This window comes from Tardiphaga sp. OK245, assembly GCF_900108575.1.
GTDB lineage: Bacteria > Pseudomonadota > Alphaproteobacteria > Rhizobiales > Xanthobacteraceae > Tardiphaga > Tardiphaga robiniae.
The window spans coordinates 228,943-243,422 of sequence record NZ_FNWZ01000002.1; the positions used below are offsets into that span (position 1 = coordinate 228,943).

The window sequence follows — 14,480 nt, forward strand, 5'->3', positions numbered from 1 at the left end:
GTCACCGCGCATGCGGGAGCAACCGATTGAATGCGGAGGTGCATTCCCCTCTCTTGGAAGAGAGGGGAAGAAGACGTCTTAGCTCAGCGCCACATTCACCGAGCTTTCCGCCAGCTCTGCATTGAAGCAGCGCTGATAGAATTCGGCGACCAGCGGACGCTCGAGTTCGTCGCACTTGTTCAGGAAGGTCACGCGGAACGCGAAGCCGATATCGTTGAAGATGTCGGCATTCTCGGCCCAGGTGATCACCGTACGCGGGCTCATCACCGTCGACAGGTCGCCATTGGCGAAGGCGTTACGCGTGAGATCCGCGAGGCGCACCATCTTGTTGACGATGTCGCGGCCCTCGGGGTTCTGATAGTGCTTGGCCTTCGCCAGCACGATCTCGACTTCCTCGTCATGCGCCAGATAGTTCAGCGTAGTGACGATCGACCAGCGGTCCATCTGGCCCTGGTTGATCTGCTGGGTGCCGTGATAGAGGCCCGACGTGTCACCGAGACCAATGGTGTTCGCGGTCGCGAACAGGCGGAACGCCGGATGCGGCTTGATGACCTTGTTCTGGTCGAGCAGGGTCAGGCGGCCGGACACTTCCAGCACGCGCTGAATGACGAACATCACGTCCGGACGGCCGGCGTCGTATTCGTCGAACACCAGCGCGACATTGTGCTGCAACGCCCAGGGCAGAATGCCGTCACGGAATTCGGTGACCTGCTTGCCGTCGCGGACCACGATGGAGTCCTTGCCGACGAGGTCGATACGGCTGATGTGGCTGTCGAGGTTGACGCGCACGCAGGGCCAGTTGAGGCGGGCAGCGACCTGCTCGATATGGGTCGATTTGCCGGTGCCGTGGAAGCCCGTGACCATCACGCGACGGTTGCGCGAGAAGCCGGCGAGAATGGCAAGCGTGGTGGCGCGATCGAACCGGTAATCGGGATCGGTGTCCGGCACATGCGGATCGGATTCGGAAAAGGCAGGCACTTCGAGGTCGGAATCGATGCCGAACAATTTGCGCACCGACACCATCTTGTCGGGAATGCCAATCAACGCGTCGGTCTTTTCTTGCAGTTTGGTCGAGGCGGCGGTCATCAATCCTCCGTGGTCCCGGATATCCCGAAACCAGTCTAGTAATGGCTGCGGATGGGGTGCTTTGTGGAACGTATCAGAGAGCCGCGGCTGGACAAAGCCCAGCTCTTCATCAAAGTTCCCGAATGTTATCATCGAGATAGGTTCTAACGGCAATTTTTGGAAGTCTGCCCTGCGAATCAGCCGATGCTCCGGGTCGATCAATTTGCAGCGGTATTTGGGGATCGAACGGCGCGGCCGGCCATTTCAATCATATATGCTGTCAGTTGGCTGAGGCACCCCGCGCTGGATCGGAATTTCGTGACGTCCTTCATCGATTCCCTGACCCATTTTGTCGCCGCGCATGCCTGGCTGGGCTACCTCACTATTTTCCTCGCTGCCTTGCTGGAAGCCGTGCCGGTGCTCGGAACATTCATCCCAGGCACCACGGTCATTCTGGCGCTGAGCGCCCTGATTCCGGCAGGCGACCTCGATCTCGTGGCGGTGCTGGCGGCCGCCGTGGCGGGCGCCGTGCTCGGCGACGGGAGCGCATTCTGGATCGGGCATGTCCGGCAACGACAACTGCTCGACGCGTGGCCGCTTTCGAATTATCCGGGCGTGGTGGCGCAGAGCGAGGCCTTCTTCCATCGCTTCGGCACGCTGGCCGTGTTCCTCGGCCGCTTCGTTCCACCCATCCGCGCTTTCGTGCCGGTCACGGCCGGAGCATTGGGGACCGCACCGGCGAAATTCTATGCCGTGAACATCCCCGCAGCATTGCTCTGGGCGCCGGCGCATGTGTTGCCCGGCGTGCTCGCAGTGTCGGTGCTGGACCGCTATGGCGGCATCGCCGGCCTCGAAGGTCAGGCCAAGCATTACTGGATTCAGGCCGTGATCGTGGCGGCCGTGCTGGCCGGCGCCACCATCTGGTGGTGGCATCGCCGCAAGCGCAACACAGCAATGGAAACGTCATAAAAAGGCGCTTGAACGTTGAAATATCTCTTTGATTTTTCAAAGTAAATGACACCTTCGCGGCTTGACTTGCAGCCCCGATTGACTTGAAAAGCCTGCACCGGCAGTTTCGCCCGCCGTCCGTCCTTCCCATATCCAGTGAATGTCCGAACCCATGCGCAGCTATCTCGACTTTGAAAAGCCCGTTGCCGAGCTGGATTCCAAGATCGATGAATTGCGCACGCTGGCCGCCAGCGGCAGCGACATCGGTGAAGAGATCGTGCGCATCGAGGACAAGGCCGTCGCCGCGCTGCACGAGCTCTATGCGAACCTGACGCCGTGGCAGAAGACCCAGGTCGCGCGGCATCCGCAGCGCCCGCATTGCATGAATTACGTGGAAGCGCTGATCACCGAATTCACGCCGCTCGCCGGCGACCGCAAGTTCGGCGAGGATGAAGCGCTGGTGGCCGGCTTCGGCCGTTTCCGCGGCGAGAGCGTTTGCGTGCTCGGCCAGGAAAAGGGCAACACCACCGAGAGCCGCCTCAAGCATAATTTCGGCATGGCCCGCCCCGAAGGCTACCGCAAGGCAGTTCGCCTGATGGAGATGGCCGACCGTTTCAACATTCCCGTGCTGTCGCTGGTCGACACCGCCGGCGCCTATCCTGGCATCGGCGCGGAAGAGCGCGGCCAGGCGGAAGCCATCGCACGCTCCACCGATGCCTGCCTCGGCCTCGGCGTGGCCAACGTCGCTGTGATCATCGGCGAAGGCGGCTCGGGCGGCGCCATCGCCATTGCCACCGCCAACAAGGTGCTGATGCTGGAACACGCTATCTACAGCGTGATCTCGCCGGAAGCGGCATCGTCGATCCTGTGGCGCGACTCATCCAAGGCGCAGGAAGCCGCGACCAATATGAAGATCACGGCGCAGGATTTGCTGCGCTTCGGTGTGATCGATTCCATCCTGAAAGAGCCGCCGGGCGGCGCACACCGCGACCCCGCCGCCATGATTGCCATCACCGGCGACGCCATCGCCCAGGCCTTCAACGACATGCGCGGCATGGACGCGGCGACTATTCGTCAGCAGCGCCGGCAGAAGTTTCTGGATATCGGCCGCAAGATCGGCTGAGCTGACGTTCTCTCACGCGTCCATCTGAGACCGCGCGTTTCGGCGGATCACCTGCGGCGGCTGGCCATAGGCGCGCAGAAATGCGCGGCGCATGCGGTCACGATCGGCAAACCCCGTCTGCTGCGCGACGGTGTCGATGGGATGCCGGCTCTGCTCCATCATCAACCGCGCGGCCTCTAGCCGCAGATGCTCGACGGCCTTGGCGGGCGATTGGCCTGTCTCGGCGTGAAAGGCGCGGCTGAACTGCCGCGGGCTGAGATTTGCGGCATCGGCGAGGTCATTCACCGTCAGCGGCTTCTGCAGATTGTCCCGCGCAAAGGCAAGCGCGTTCTGGATGCGATCCGATTTCGGCGCCAATTCCAGCAACGCCGAGAACTGCGACTGACCGCCGGCACGGCGGTGATACACGACCATCTTTTTCGCGATGTTGCGTGCGACGTCCTCGCCGAGATCAGCCTCGACCATCGCCAGTGCGAGATCGATGCCCGCGGTCATGCCGGCCGAGGTCCAGACCGGACCGTCATTCACGAAGATGCGGTCTTCATCGACCCTCACTTTCGGAAATTGCTTCTGCATGTCGCGCGCATAGAACCAGTGCGTGGTTGCGCGCCGTTGATCGAGAATGCCAGCTTCGGCGAGCACGAAGGCGCCGATACAGATGGACGCAACACGCCGCGCATGTTTGGGCGCCTGTCGCACGAAATCGATCAGGCCGGGCGTCGCGGATTCGACCGTCAGACCGCCGGCAATGATCAGCGTGTCATAGGCATCAGCCGCATTGAACGGTTCGGTGGTCAAACTCATGCCCAGCGAGGTGCCGACCTGACCGCCCCGCTCCGACAATACGTGCAGATCATAGGTGGGCGGATCAGTCAGCATATTGGCCAGTTCAAAGACCGACATCGCCGCAATGCTGATGGGCGAGCATCCCGGAGAAACAACAAGGCCGATGCGCTGCATGTGTTCGCTCCCTCAGAACAGAACGTCCTAAAACGCCGCTTATATGACATTTAAGACATGTCCGCGCAAGACTAGGTTTCCTGACACGGCCGCTGCGGCCGAGAGCATTCAGGAGAACGACAATGACGAATTCACATCAGGGCACGGCACTGATTACGGGCGCTTCCACGGGTATTGGCGCCGTCTATGTGGACCGGCTGGCCAAGCGCGGCTACGACCTCATTCTGGTGGCGCGGAACCAGGACCGCCTGGCGGCCCTCGCCAAGCAACTGACCAGCGAGACCGGACGCTCGGTCCGCACGCTGGCCGCCGATCTCGGCAACAAGGCCGATCTGGCAAAGGTCGAAGCTGTGCTGCGCGACGATGCGAGCATTACGATGCTGGTCAACAATGCCGGCGTCGGCGCGGTGGCACCGTTGCTCAATGCCGATGTCGACAAAATGGAAGACATGATCACGCTGAACGTCACCGCACTGACACGGCTGACCTATGCCGCCGTGCCCGGCTTCGTCGCGCGCAACAAAGGCAAGATCATCAACATCTCATCGATCGTCGGCATCGCCGCGGAGATGCTCAATGGCGTCTACGGAGCGAGCAAGGCCTATGTGCTCAGTTTCAGCCATTCGCTGGTGCATGAACTGGCCGACAAGGGCATCCGCGTGCAGGCAGTGTTGCCGGGTGCAACGGCCACGGAGTTCTGGGACATCGCGGGCTTCCCGCACCAGAATATGGATCAGGCCATCGTGATGCGCGCCGACGACATGGTCGATGCTGCATTGGCTGGCCTCGACCAGGGTGAGCTCGTCACCATTCCGGGCCTGCAGGACGGCACGAACTGGACCCGCTTCGAAGCAGATCGCCGCGCCCTCTCGACCAAATTCGGTCATGCGACGCCAGCGCCGCGCTATCGGGTGACCGTGCCGGCATAGACGTTGTCGGCTCGGCCGGAGATTATCTTGCCAAGCCCGGCAACTAAAACTCTGTCATGCCCGGGCTTGTCCCGGGCATGACAGCGTATGTGTTACAGGCAGCAAAAAGCCCGCCCTCTCGACAGAGGGCGGGCTTTTCGAGTCCAGAATTACTTCTTTGCCGGAGCCATCTTGCTGTCGGCCGGCTTGGGCGCGTCCTTGGCAGCAGGCGCGGCGGGTGCCGCCGGAGCAGGCGTTGCGGCGGCCTGATCGATACGCTCAACCTTCGCACCTTCACGCAGCTTGGTAACGTAGTCGGCCTGCGCCTTGCGCACGACATACTGTTCGATCTGCGGCTTCACCTGGTCGAATTCCGGCGCCTTGCGGTTGCGCTTTTCCTCGACCTTGATGATGTGCCAACCGAACTGCGACTTCACGGGGTCCGAGATCTTGCCCGGCTCCAGCGCGAAGGCGACGGCGGAGAATTCCGGCACCATCTGGTCCTTGGTGAAGAAACCCAGATCGCCGCCATCGGCCGCGCCCGGATCCTTCGACTTCTTCTTGGCGAGTTCGGCGAAATCGGCGCCCTTCTTCAGCTCGTCGGCGACCGTCTTGGCCTCGGCCTCGCTCTCCACCAGGATGTGGCGGGCATGGACTTCGGCTTCGCCGGTGATCTGCTTGGCCGCGTCCTCATAGACCTTCTTCATGTTGTCGTCGGTCAGGGCTTCCTTGCCTTCGACGGCCAACAGGTTGTCCATGAGCAGACGGTTACGGGCGAAGGCCAGCTTGGACTTGAAGTCCTCACGATCGGCGATCTTCTTGTCCTCGGCGGCCTTGGCGACGATCTTCATATCGATCAGGAACGACAGCACATTGTCCTTCCGGGTCGCGGGATCCATCTGGGCGAGGCTCGGACCGAGCTCCTCCTCGGCAATGGTGACGTCGCTCTGGCGGATTTCCTGGCCATTGACCTTGGCGAGGACCGGATTGGCGTCCTGCGCGTAAACCGGGAAACTGGTGAGAAAGGCCACCGCAACGGCGCCGGTCAGGGCAGCCAGGGTGCGGCCCGGGCGCAGGCCCGGCGTCAGGGCGAGCGATACGAAGGTCATGGAAAATCCTTATCTCGGATAAGAGCCTGTTGGGGACGGCGGACACTCTCCCAAACGTACCGTCTTGGCAACGCGAAAACTCTGTCAAAATGATGAAATCCTTGAGAGGTTCGCGCCGTTGACAACCCCCCATACGGGCCATATCTCTCCCCGACCGGGCCGGTGGCGAAGGCGCGATTTCGGCCGCGCCGTGGTCATTGAACCCCTGATTGCCCTGCTCCCACTCATCTCCCGGGGTCTTGCTTTTTTGGCACTCCCGCACCGGGGTCCAGACAGCAATCCGCCACAGACTTTGGATATGACGAGGCTGGGCGACCGCTGCACCATTCCACGGCCCTCGGGCCGCATTGCTAAAGACAGGATTTCGTGATGATCGGCGCGCTCGCCCGCAAGTTCTTCGGCTCTGCCAACGACCGCCGCGTCAAGGGATATCAATCGCGTGTTGCCGCGATCAACGCGCTGGAACCTGAGGTCGCAGCGCTGTCGGACGATGCGCTCAAAGCGCGCACCGCCGAGTTCAAGGCACAACTCGAAGCCGGCAAGACTCTCGACGATCTCCTCGTTCCTGCTTTCGCGACCGTTCGCGAAGCCGCCAAGCGCACCCTCGGCCAGCGTCACTTCGACGTGCAGCTGATCGGCGGCATGGTGCTGCATGAGGGCGACATCGCCGAGATGAAGACCGGCGAAGGCAAGACGCTGGTCGCCACCCTCGCCGTCTATCTGAACGCGCTCGCCGGCCAGGGCGTGCATGTCGTGACCGTCAACGACTACCTCGCCAAGCGCGACAGCGGCTGGATGGGCCAGATCTACAGCTTCCTGGGCCTCACCACCGGCGTGATCGTTCACGGCCTCGACGATGCCGAGCGCCAGGCGGCCTATGCCTGCGACATCACCTACGGCACCAACAACGAATACGGCTTCGACTATCTGCGCGACAACATGAAGTACCGCCTGGAGGACATGGTCCAGCGCAAGCACTTCTATGCCATCGTCGACGAAGTCGACTCGATCCTGATCGACGAAGCGCGTACGCCGCTGATCATCTCCGGCCCGCTCGACGACCGCTCGGAATTCTACAACACCATCGACACCTTCCTGCCCAAGCTCGAAAAGGTCATCGACTTCGAAGTCGACGAGAAGCAGCGCACCGTGACGCTGACCGAAGCCGGCATGGAGAAGATCGAAACCCTCCTGCGCGATGCCGGCCAGCTCAAGGGCGAGACGCTGTATGACGTCGAGAACGTCTCCGTCGTGCATCACATCAATCAGGCGCTGCGCGCCCACTCGCTGTTCAACCGCGACAAGGACTACATCGTCCGCGACGACGAAGTGATCATCATCGACGAGTTCACCGGCCGCATGATGCAGGGTCGCCGTTATTCGGAAGGCCTGCACCAGGCGCTGGAAGCCAAGGAACACGTCACCGTCCAGCCGGAAAACCAGACGCTGGCCTCGATCACGTTCCAGAACTACTTCCGCATGTACAAGAAGCTGGCCGGCATGACCGGTACGGCGCTCACCGAAGCGGATGAGCTGTTCGACATCTACAAGCTCGAAGTCGTCGAAGTGCCCACCAATGTCGGCATCGGCCGCATGGACGAAGACGACGAGGTCTATCGCACCCAGGACGAGAAGCACGCCGCCATCCTCGCCGAGATCGAGCGCGCCAATGCGCGGATGCAGCCGGTGCTGGTCGGCACCGCGTCGATCGAAAAATCGGAAGTGCTTGGCGAGTATCTGCTCAAGAACGGCTACAAGCTGATCGACTTCACCAAGCCGAAGGCGATGGACAAGCTCTATGCGGCCGCGCGTTCCGGCAAGCCGGCGAAACTGTTCGCGGTGCTGAATGCGCGCTTCCACGAGCAGGAAGCCTATATCGTCGCCGAAGCCGGCGTTCCCGGCGCCATCACCATTGCCACCAACATGGCCGGCCGCGGTACCGACATCAAACTCGGCGGCTCGGTCGAGATGCGCGCGCAGATCGAAACGGCCGAGATCGCCGACGAGGCCGAGAAGGCCGCCAAGATCGCCGAGATCAAGGCCGAGATCGAGCGTTTCCGCGAGATCGTGCTGAACGCCAAGGAAGTGGTCGAGATCGAGCCCGCCAAGGGCAGCAAGCCGGCCAAGACCGTCGAGAAGCCCGGCGGCCTCTACATCATGGGCTCCGAGCGCCACGAGTCACGCCGCATCGACAACCAGCTCCGCGGCCGCTCCGGCCGTCAGGGCGACCCTGGCCGGTCCAAGTTCTTCCTGTCGCTGGAAGACGATCTGATGCGCATCTTCGGCTCGGATCGTCTGGATACGATGCTGACGCGCCTCGGCCTGAAGGAAGGCGAAGCGATCATCCATCCGTGGATCAACAAGGCGCTCGAGAAGGCCCAGCAGAAGGTCGAAGCGCGCAACTTCGACATCCGCAAGAACCTGCTGAAATATGACGACGTGCAGAACGACCAGCGCAAGGTGATCTTCGAACAGCGCGTCGATCTGATGCAGAACGACAGCGTCGCCGAGACCGTCAACGATATGCGCCGCGCTTTCGTCGAGGACCTCGTCACCAAGCACGTGCCGGAAAACCAGTATGCCGAGCAGTGGGATGTGGCCGGCCTGAAGGAAGAGCTCAAGCGCGTGCTCGATCTCGATCTTCCGGTCGACGACTGGGCCAAGGAAGAAGGCATCGCCGACGAGGAGCTGCTCAACCGTATCGAGCAGAAGGCCGACGAGCACATGGCCGCGAAGGTCGCCCAGTGGGGCCCCGACGTGATGCGTTACGTCGAGAAGACGATCCTGCTGCAGACGCTGGATCATCTGTGGCGCGAACATCTGGTGATGCTGGATCACCTGCGTCAGGTCATCGGCCTGCGCGGCTACGGCCAGCGCGATCCGTTGCAGGAATACAAGGCGGAAGCCTTCAACCTGTTCGAGGCGATGATCGCCAATCTGCGCGAAGCCGTCACCGCACAATTGATGCGCGTCGAAATCGTGCCGCCGGACGTGCAGCCCGAACTGCCTGTCATGGAAGCCCACAAGCTCGACTACAACACTGGCGAAGACGAAATGGCTTTCGCCAATGCGGCGCTGGCACCGATGGGCCAGCAGCAGCCCGCCGTCGCCCGCGACCCGAACAACCAGGACACCTGGGGCAAGGTCGGCCGCAACGAAGATTGTCCCTGCGGCTCCGGCAAGAAGTTCAAGCACTGCCACGGGCGGTATGCGTAAGCTGACCACCGGGTCGATCGCGAAGCCATCTGAAATCCCTCCCCGTTCGGGAGGGATTTTTCTTTGGGCTGTTGGTTCCACGCATTCACGCAGCCAAGCACTGCGCTGGACGACGCTGACGACGATTGGACAACGCGTCGCAGAGGACTAGCCTGTTTCATCGTGCCGACACGAGCGGCCGCAGGAATGAGGGGGGCGTGCCGATGATGTCCAATTCCGAAATGCTGATCCGCCTGATCTCCGCCGCAGCGCTCGGCAGCCTGATCGGCTTCGAGCGCGAGCGGCTGTTATGGGCTGCGGGCATCCGCACGCATATGCTGGTCTGTGTCGGCTCCTGCCTGATCATGCTGGTCTCGCAATACGGCTTCTCCAACATCCTGCTCACGCAATCCAATGTCGTGCTCGATCCATCGCGCATCGCAGCGCAGGTGGTGTCCGGCATCGGCTTTCTCGGCGCGGGATCAATCCTGGCGCGCGGCGAGATCGTCAAGGGACTGACCACGGCGGCAAGCATCTGGACGGTGGCGGCGATCGGGCTTGCGGTCGGCGGAGGATTGTATCTCGCGGCCGGCGCATCGACGGTGATCATCCTGATCATCCTCGTCGGTATCAAGCCGCTCGAGGAAGCCTATCGCTCGCGCAACCAGACCTGCATGCTGAAGGTGGAAGTCGAGAACAACGGCCTGACGCCGGAATTACTGCGCGAGACGTTGTCGCTGCGCGCCGGCCAGGTGAAGCGCTTCCTTGTGGAAAGCCGCGATCCCCAGGGCACCGACCAGCTCTCGATCCTGCTCAGCAAGGTGTCGTCACAGGATATCGCGAGCTATCCTTCGAAGCTGCAGGAGCTCGACGGCGTGCGTCAGGTGAGTATTGTCAAACGCGTCAGCGACCACGGCGCCAAACACACCTGAGCGATAGGTCTGCAGGAAGAGCGACGCGCCTCAGCGCATCGCCGAGAAGCGATCCGTGAACGAATTCGCGGACACGACCGGGGCTGCGCCTGACAGCGCGGCTGTGCCGGCGCCGCCGCCGGAGGCTGGCGTGGATGGTTCGGCCGACAGCGTCGGCTTGAGCGGCGGGCGTGGGGTGGCGACGAGCGGTGCGGGTGCGGCGGCCGGCTTCGCTGCAGCTACAGAAGCAGGCGTCGCAGGAGCAGCCGACGGGGCGGCCTTGCTGGCGACGGCCTTCGGCTTTGCGGCCGGTGTCGGCACGGGAGCCGCTGGCGCCGTAGTTGCGGTCGCGGTCGTTTCCGAGCCGCCGATGCCGACCTTCTTGGCGAGATTGCTGAAGAAGCCGCCGTCCGACGAGGCCGACGCGACACGCGTGGAGGGCGCAGCGACGACGGGTTCTTCCGACGCTGCGAACAGCGAGGCCGAATAGGACGTCGAGGCCGCAGCATTGGCCTTCGGCGGATTGACGTGCGGCGGGATCGTGCCCGGTGCGCGCGAATAGGCGGCAGTCTGCACGCCCGGCGGCTCCGGATCCGACAGGCCGGTGGCGCCATCGGGCAGTTTGGAGGCGAAGACGCGGTTCATGCCGCCGTCGATATCGGGACGGCGCTGCGCGACCGGCGTGCCCTTGGCAACCAGTTCGGCAATCTTCGCATCATCCTGCGCCTGCTTGGCGCTGACGGCATCGGCGATCTCGGACGGGATCTGGTAGACCGGGCACTTGGCCGAGGCATTGAACACCAGCGGCTTGGTCGATCCCGCAGGCGCGGCCGGATCGAACACATACTTGTTCTCGCAGAACTCGACCTTCGGCTCCTGCCGCGTCACTTCGAAATGATCATAGCCCTGCTTGATCATCTTCCAGAACGGCATGTTCGGGTTGTTGCGATGCTTGGCCATGTTGACCGGCGTCATCTTGAACGGGAACGCCGCGAACTGGAACGAGCGCTGTCCGCCGAAGAAGGACTCACGACCCAGCGAATAGATCTCGGCGATCTGTTCGTCGGTCATGGCGAAACAACCGCGCGACGAGCAATCGCCATGCACCATCAACTGCGAACCGGTGCGTCCCAGCGACTTGTCGAAGGCGTTGGGGAAGCCGGTATTGAACGAGAGATAGTAGGACGAGCGCGGATTCATCTGCGCCGGCGTGATCGCATAGAAACCTTCCGGCGCCTGACGATCACCTTCCTTGACCTTGGGACCGAGATCGCCGGACCAGCGGCAGATCGGATAGGTCTTCAGCAGCGCGAACTGACCGGAGCGGTTCTGCTTCCAGACTTCGAGTTCGGCTTCCTGCTTGAACACACGGACCAGCATCGGCGACTGCAGGTCCATGTCCTTTTCAGTCATCTCGGCGACGAGCTTGGGCGGGACGGGCTGGTTGGCCTTTGCGTTACTGGCGAGCGACATGTCTTCGCCGTTGCAGCCGGCCAGCACCACGCCTGTCGCAAGTACGACCGACGTCAGCAGCGCGCGAACAAGCGAGCGATGTTTCAAAGCCAAGCTCCGCAGCCGACGGGACGTCGACACCCCAAGGAATAAAGACAAATGAGCCCTTATTCGTACGCAAATATTAGCCTTAAGGCCCCTTGCTCGCAAGGCAACTGGCCGTGAGCAACAGGTTCCGTTCCGGCGATGGTCAACAGAGATTGAAGATCTCAGGCCGGGCGGAATTGCGGCGGTATCTGGCGGGAAGGCGAATTAAGCAGGCGGCGATGGGTTATGCTTAATAGTTTGGCAGCGCTCTCGACCCTCATGGCCGGGCTTGTCCCGGCCACCTACGTCTTTGTTCACTCGCCGCCAAAGACGTGGATGCCCCGGCACATCCAGCGAAGCTCGCTTCGCGCTGGCCGGGCACGACGAACATTGGCAAGGGCGTGGACAATCTCGGAGCGCCTCAGGAGCCCCGGACCACGGTCTTCAAGTAGTTGTAAGCCTTGATGATTTCGATCAACCGGTCCTCGGTGGAGCGGTCGCCGCCATTGGCGTCGGGGTGGTGCTGCTTCACCAGCGCTTTGTACTGCGCCTTGACGTCGTCCAGCGTCGCGCTGGGGCCGAGACCCATGACTTGCAGCGCCTTGCGCTCGGCATTGAAGATCTTGCGGGTTTCTTCCTTGATCGGCTGCTGCGGCTTGCGGGCCCGGCCGCGCCCCATACCCATGCCGTTCATCTCGTTGAACATGGCAAACGGATCGATCGCGCCGTCGAGGTCGGGCTGCCCGGCCTTGGTTTTGTCCGCAGAGCCGTTGGCGCCCATCTTCCAGGTCGGACGATGGCCGGTCAGCGCGTCCTTCTGGTACTTGGCGACCGCGTCCGGGGCCATGCCCTGGAAGAAGTTGTAGCCCTGATTGTATTCGCGGACATGGTTCAGGCAGAAGTGCCAGTATTCCTTGTCCTGCGCACGGCCCTTGGGCGCGCGGTGCGGACCCTTGTTCTTGCACTCGGGCCACTCGCACATAATAGCTTCTTCGCGCGCAGCGGCCTGCTGCTTCGCGCTCAGCTTGTTCGGCTTGATACGGATGCTGTCGAAGAATTTGGATGAGTCGATGGGCATGGCTGACTATGACAACGCAATGCAAAAAGCTTCAAGTCTTGACATTCCGATTACCTCATTCGGCGCCCTGCGCCGCACCAATATGGTCGCCACATCGTGATTGACCATGAGTGGGGCGAACCGCTAAGCCGGCCATCATGACCATGAAAGATAACATCACAAAGAAGCTGACAGAGGCTTTCGCGCCCCTCAGCCTCGACGTTTCAGATGAATCGCATCTGCATGCCGGTCACATGGGCCACCGCCCGGAGGGTGAAACCCACTTCAGGGTCAATATTGTGTCGGAGGCCTTCGAAGGGAAGAGCCGGATCGACCGCCATCGCATGATCAACGAACTGCTGGCGGCGGAACTCGCGGGAACGGTACATGCGCTGGCGCTGAAACCGCAGACACCGAAGGAAGCGGGCTAGGCTTTGCCGTAGTCCTCAACGCCGTCCTTCCGGGGCGCGAGCTCCGCTTGGCGATCGCGAACCGGGAATCTCAGCATGGGCGTCTCCGACAGCGCCATGTCCAGATTCCGGGTTCACGTGCACGAAGACGCGCCCGTGCCCGGAATGACGAGTGTGGGTTGGTCCTACTTCTTCAGCGACGCGATCGCCTCAAGGACGTTCGGCTTCAGCCCGGCGCCGCCCGCATCCAGATGTTCGAAGATCTTCTTCCGCATGCGCGGATCCCAGAACTTCTTGATGTGCTCGGCAATGCCGGCCACGGCGTGATCGTGGCCCTGGCTGTTGAAGAAGTCGCCGATCTGGTTGGCCATATAGATCAGCCGGTCAGGCGACGTCGATGTGTGGGTGTCCATGCTCTTGCCCTGATGCATCCGCGGTGACGCCGTGCTGACGCACGCGATGCTGATGTGTGAAAACTTCGAACCCGTCGCTGCGCGCGATCGCGGCCAACGTAATGCCTGCGGCTTCCGCCATACGGATGGCCAGTGCGGTGGGGGCCGAGACCGACACCATGAGCGGCGCGCCGATAGCAGCCGTCTTTTGCACCATCTCGACAGAGACGCGGCTGGTCAGCAGCACGATGCCCTGCCCTGCATCGACCTTGGCCTGCGCCAGCGCGCCGGCCAGCTTGTCGAGCGCATTATGACGGCCGACATCCTCACGCAACGCGACGATGCCGTCGGCCGGCGTCCAGAACGCCGCGGCGTGCACGGCGCGGGTCTGGATGTTGACCTTCTGCAGCGGCGACAGCGTCTCCATCGCCGCCATGATCTGGTCGAAGGAGAACACGCCGCCGGGCGCGACGATGGCCGCCGGCTTAACGGCTTCCGAGATCGAGTCGATGCCGCACAGACCGCAGCCCGTCGGCCCTGCAATCTGCCGGCGCCGCGCGCTGATGCTCTCGGCCTTCTCGCCTGCGAGCCACATGCGCAGCTCAACGCCATCGTCGAATTCAACAGCCTCGAAACTCTCGATCTCGTTGATCGAGGTGACCACGCCTTCGCTCAGGCTGAAGCCATAGGCGAAGTCGCGATAGTCCTGCGGCGTCCCCATCATGACGGCATAGGTGCCACCATTATAGGTGATCGCCAGCGCGGTCTCTTCCGGCACCGCGCGCAACCCCTCGCTGACGCCGGACTGGCGCCAGATCTTGCGGGGGACTGAGCGAACCGGCTCGTGCATGTCTGGTCTCCAG

13 protein-coding genes are annotated in these 14,480 nt (G+C 62.3%); 6 read left to right on the top strand and 7 right to left on the bottom strand.

Features of this window, described 5'->3' with window-relative positions:
* Positions 1-78: 78 nt before the first annotated feature.
* Positions 79-1,086 (bottom strand): cobaltochelatase subunit CobS, encoded by a 1,008-nt coding sequence (gene cobS / locus BLW80_RS07745; RefSeq protein ID WP_068729504.1) that lies wholly within the window; start codon positions 1,084-1,086, stop codon positions 79-81.
* Between the two features lie 297 nt (positions 1,087-1,383).
* Here cobS and BLW80_RS07750 point away from each other — a divergent pair, with 297 nt between their 5' ends.
* Together BLW80_RS07750 and BLW80_RS07755 are read left to right on the top strand one after the other, a co-directional pair.
* Entirely contained in the window at positions 1,384-2,034 is a 651-nt protein-coding gene (locus BLW80_RS07750) for a DedA family protein (RefSeq protein WP_089267860.1), read from the top strand.
* Between the two features lie 139 nt (positions 2,035-2,173).
* Positions 2,174-3,136 carry an acetyl-CoA carboxylase carboxyltransferase subunit alpha gene (locus tag BLW80_RS07755; RefSeq protein ID WP_093757526.1) on the top strand — a complete coding sequence of 321 codons (963 nt, stop codon included), beginning with the start codon at positions 2,174-2,176 and terminating at the stop codon, positions 3,134-3,136.
* Positions 3,137-3,148: 12 nt separating this feature from the next.
* On the opposite strand, the gene BLW80_RS07760 is transcribed toward BLW80_RS07755, so the two are convergent.
* Positions 3,149-4,096: a GlxA family transcriptional regulator gene (locus BLW80_RS07760; protein WP_093757527.1), complete on the bottom strand. Its 948-nt coding sequence runs from the start codon at positions 4,094-4,096 to the stop codon at positions 3,149-3,151.
* 122 nt (positions 4,097-4,218) lie between these two features.
* On the opposite strand from BLW80_RS07760, the gene BLW80_RS07765 reads away from it, so the two are divergent.
* Complete coding sequence (locus BLW80_RS07765; protein ID WP_093757528.1) at positions 4,219-5,025, top strand: SDR family NAD(P)-dependent oxidoreductase; 807 nt, start codon at positions 4,219-4,221, stop codon at positions 5,023-5,025.
* A 149-nt stretch (positions 5,026-5,174) separates the two neighbouring features.
* Here the strand turns inward: BLW80_RS07765 and BLW80_RS07770 are convergent, their stop codons facing one another.
* Complete coding sequence (locus BLW80_RS07770) at positions 5,175-6,113, bottom strand: peptidylprolyl isomerase (protein ID WP_089267776.1); 939 nt, start codon at positions 6,111-6,113, stop codon at positions 5,175-5,177.
* Between the two features lie 369 nt (positions 6,114-6,482).
* Here BLW80_RS07770 and secA point away from each other — a divergent pair, with 369 nt between their 5' ends.
* Complete coding sequence (gene secA / locus BLW80_RS07775; RefSeq protein WP_093757529.1) at positions 6,483-9,329, top strand: preprotein translocase subunit SecA; 2,847 nt, start codon at positions 6,483-6,485, stop codon at positions 9,327-9,329.
* Positions 9,330-9,532: 203 nt separating this feature from the next.
* Positions 9,533-10,240, top strand: a complete 708-nt coding sequence (locus BLW80_RS07780; protein WP_093757530.1) for an MgtC/SapB family protein — start codon at positions 9,533-9,535, stop codon at positions 10,238-10,240.
* 30 nt (positions 10,241-10,270) lie between these two features.
* Here BLW80_RS07780 and BLW80_RS07785 read toward each other — a convergent pair whose 3' ends face one another.
* On the bottom strand, positions 10,271-11,779 hold the full coding sequence (locus tag BLW80_RS07785) for a L,D-transpeptidase family protein (protein ID WP_093757531.1): 1,509 nt from the start codon (positions 11,777-11,779) through the stop codon (positions 10,271-10,273).
* 400 nt (positions 11,780-12,179) lie between these two features.
* Positions 12,180-12,836 (bottom strand): J domain-containing protein, encoded by a 657-nt coding sequence (locus BLW80_RS07790; RefSeq protein WP_089267780.1) that lies wholly within the window; start codon positions 12,834-12,836, stop codon positions 12,180-12,182.
* A 137-nt stretch (positions 12,837-12,973) separates the two neighbouring features.
* Between BLW80_RS07790 and BLW80_RS07795 the strand changes: the two genes are divergently transcribed.
* Positions 12,974-13,246, top strand: a complete 273-nt coding sequence (locus BLW80_RS07795) for a BolA family protein (protein ID WP_089267781.1) — start codon at positions 12,974-12,976, stop codon at positions 13,244-13,246.
* A gap of 164 nt (positions 13,247-13,410) precedes the next feature.
* Here the strand turns inward: BLW80_RS07795 and BLW80_RS07800 are convergent, their stop codons facing one another.
* Entirely contained in the window at positions 13,411-13,638 is a 228-nt protein-coding gene (locus BLW80_RS07800; RefSeq protein ID WP_068729526.1) for a formate dehydrogenase subunit delta, read from the bottom strand.
* Complete coding sequence (fdhD, locus tag BLW80_RS07805; protein WP_093757532.1) at positions 13,610-14,467, bottom strand: formate dehydrogenase accessory sulfurtransferase FdhD; 858 nt, start codon at positions 14,465-14,467, stop codon at positions 13,610-13,612. Before fdhD ends, BLW80_RS07800 begins: the two co-directional genes overlap by 29 nt.
* Positions 14,468-14,480: the final 13 nt, after the last annotated feature.

What these genes read in the sequence shown, in the direction of transcription:
- cobS (WP_068729504.1), bottom strand. Translation starts at nt 1,086, where the DNA reads ATGACCGCCGCCTCGACCAAACTGCAAGAAAAGACCGACGCGTTGATT.
- BLW80_RS07755 (WP_093757526.1), top strand. Translation starts at nt 2,174, where the DNA reads ATGTCCGAACCCATGCGCAGCTATCTCGACTTTGAAAAGCCCGTTGCC.
- BLW80_RS07760 (WP_093757527.1), bottom strand. Translation starts at nt 4,096, where the DNA reads ATGCAGCGCATCGGCCTTGTTGTTTCTCCGGGATGCTCGCCCATCAGC.
- BLW80_RS07765 (WP_093757528.1), top strand. Translation starts at nt 4,219, where the DNA reads ATGACGAATTCACATCAGGGCACGGCACTGATTACGGGCGCTTCCACG.
- BLW80_RS07770 (WP_089267776.1), bottom strand. Translation starts at nt 6,113, where the DNA reads ATGACCTTCGTATCGCTCGCCCTGACGCCGGGCCTGCGCCCGGGCCGC.
- secA (WP_093757529.1), top strand. Translation starts at nt 6,483, where the DNA reads ATGATCGGCGCGCTCGCCCGCAAGTTCTTCGGCTCTGCCAACGACCGC.
- BLW80_RS07780 (WP_093757530.1), top strand. Translation starts at nt 9,533, where the DNA reads ATGATGTCCAATTCCGAAATGCTGATCCGCCTGATCTCCGCCGCAGCG.
- BLW80_RS07790 (WP_089267780.1), bottom strand. Translation starts at nt 12,836, where the DNA reads ATGCCCATCGACTCATCCAAATTCTTCGACAGCATCCGTATCAAGCCG.
- BLW80_RS07795 (WP_089267781.1), top strand. Translation starts at nt 12,974, where the DNA reads ATGACCATGAAAGATAACATCACAAAGAAGCTGACAGAGGCTTTCGCG.
- BLW80_RS07800 (WP_068729526.1), bottom strand. Translation starts at nt 13,638, where the DNA reads ATGGACACCCACACATCGACGTCGCCTGACCGGCTGATCTATATGGCC.
- fdhD (WP_093757532.1), bottom strand. Translation starts at nt 14,467, where the DNA reads ATGCACGAGCCGGTTCGCTCAGTCCCCCGCAAGATCTGGCGCCAGTCC.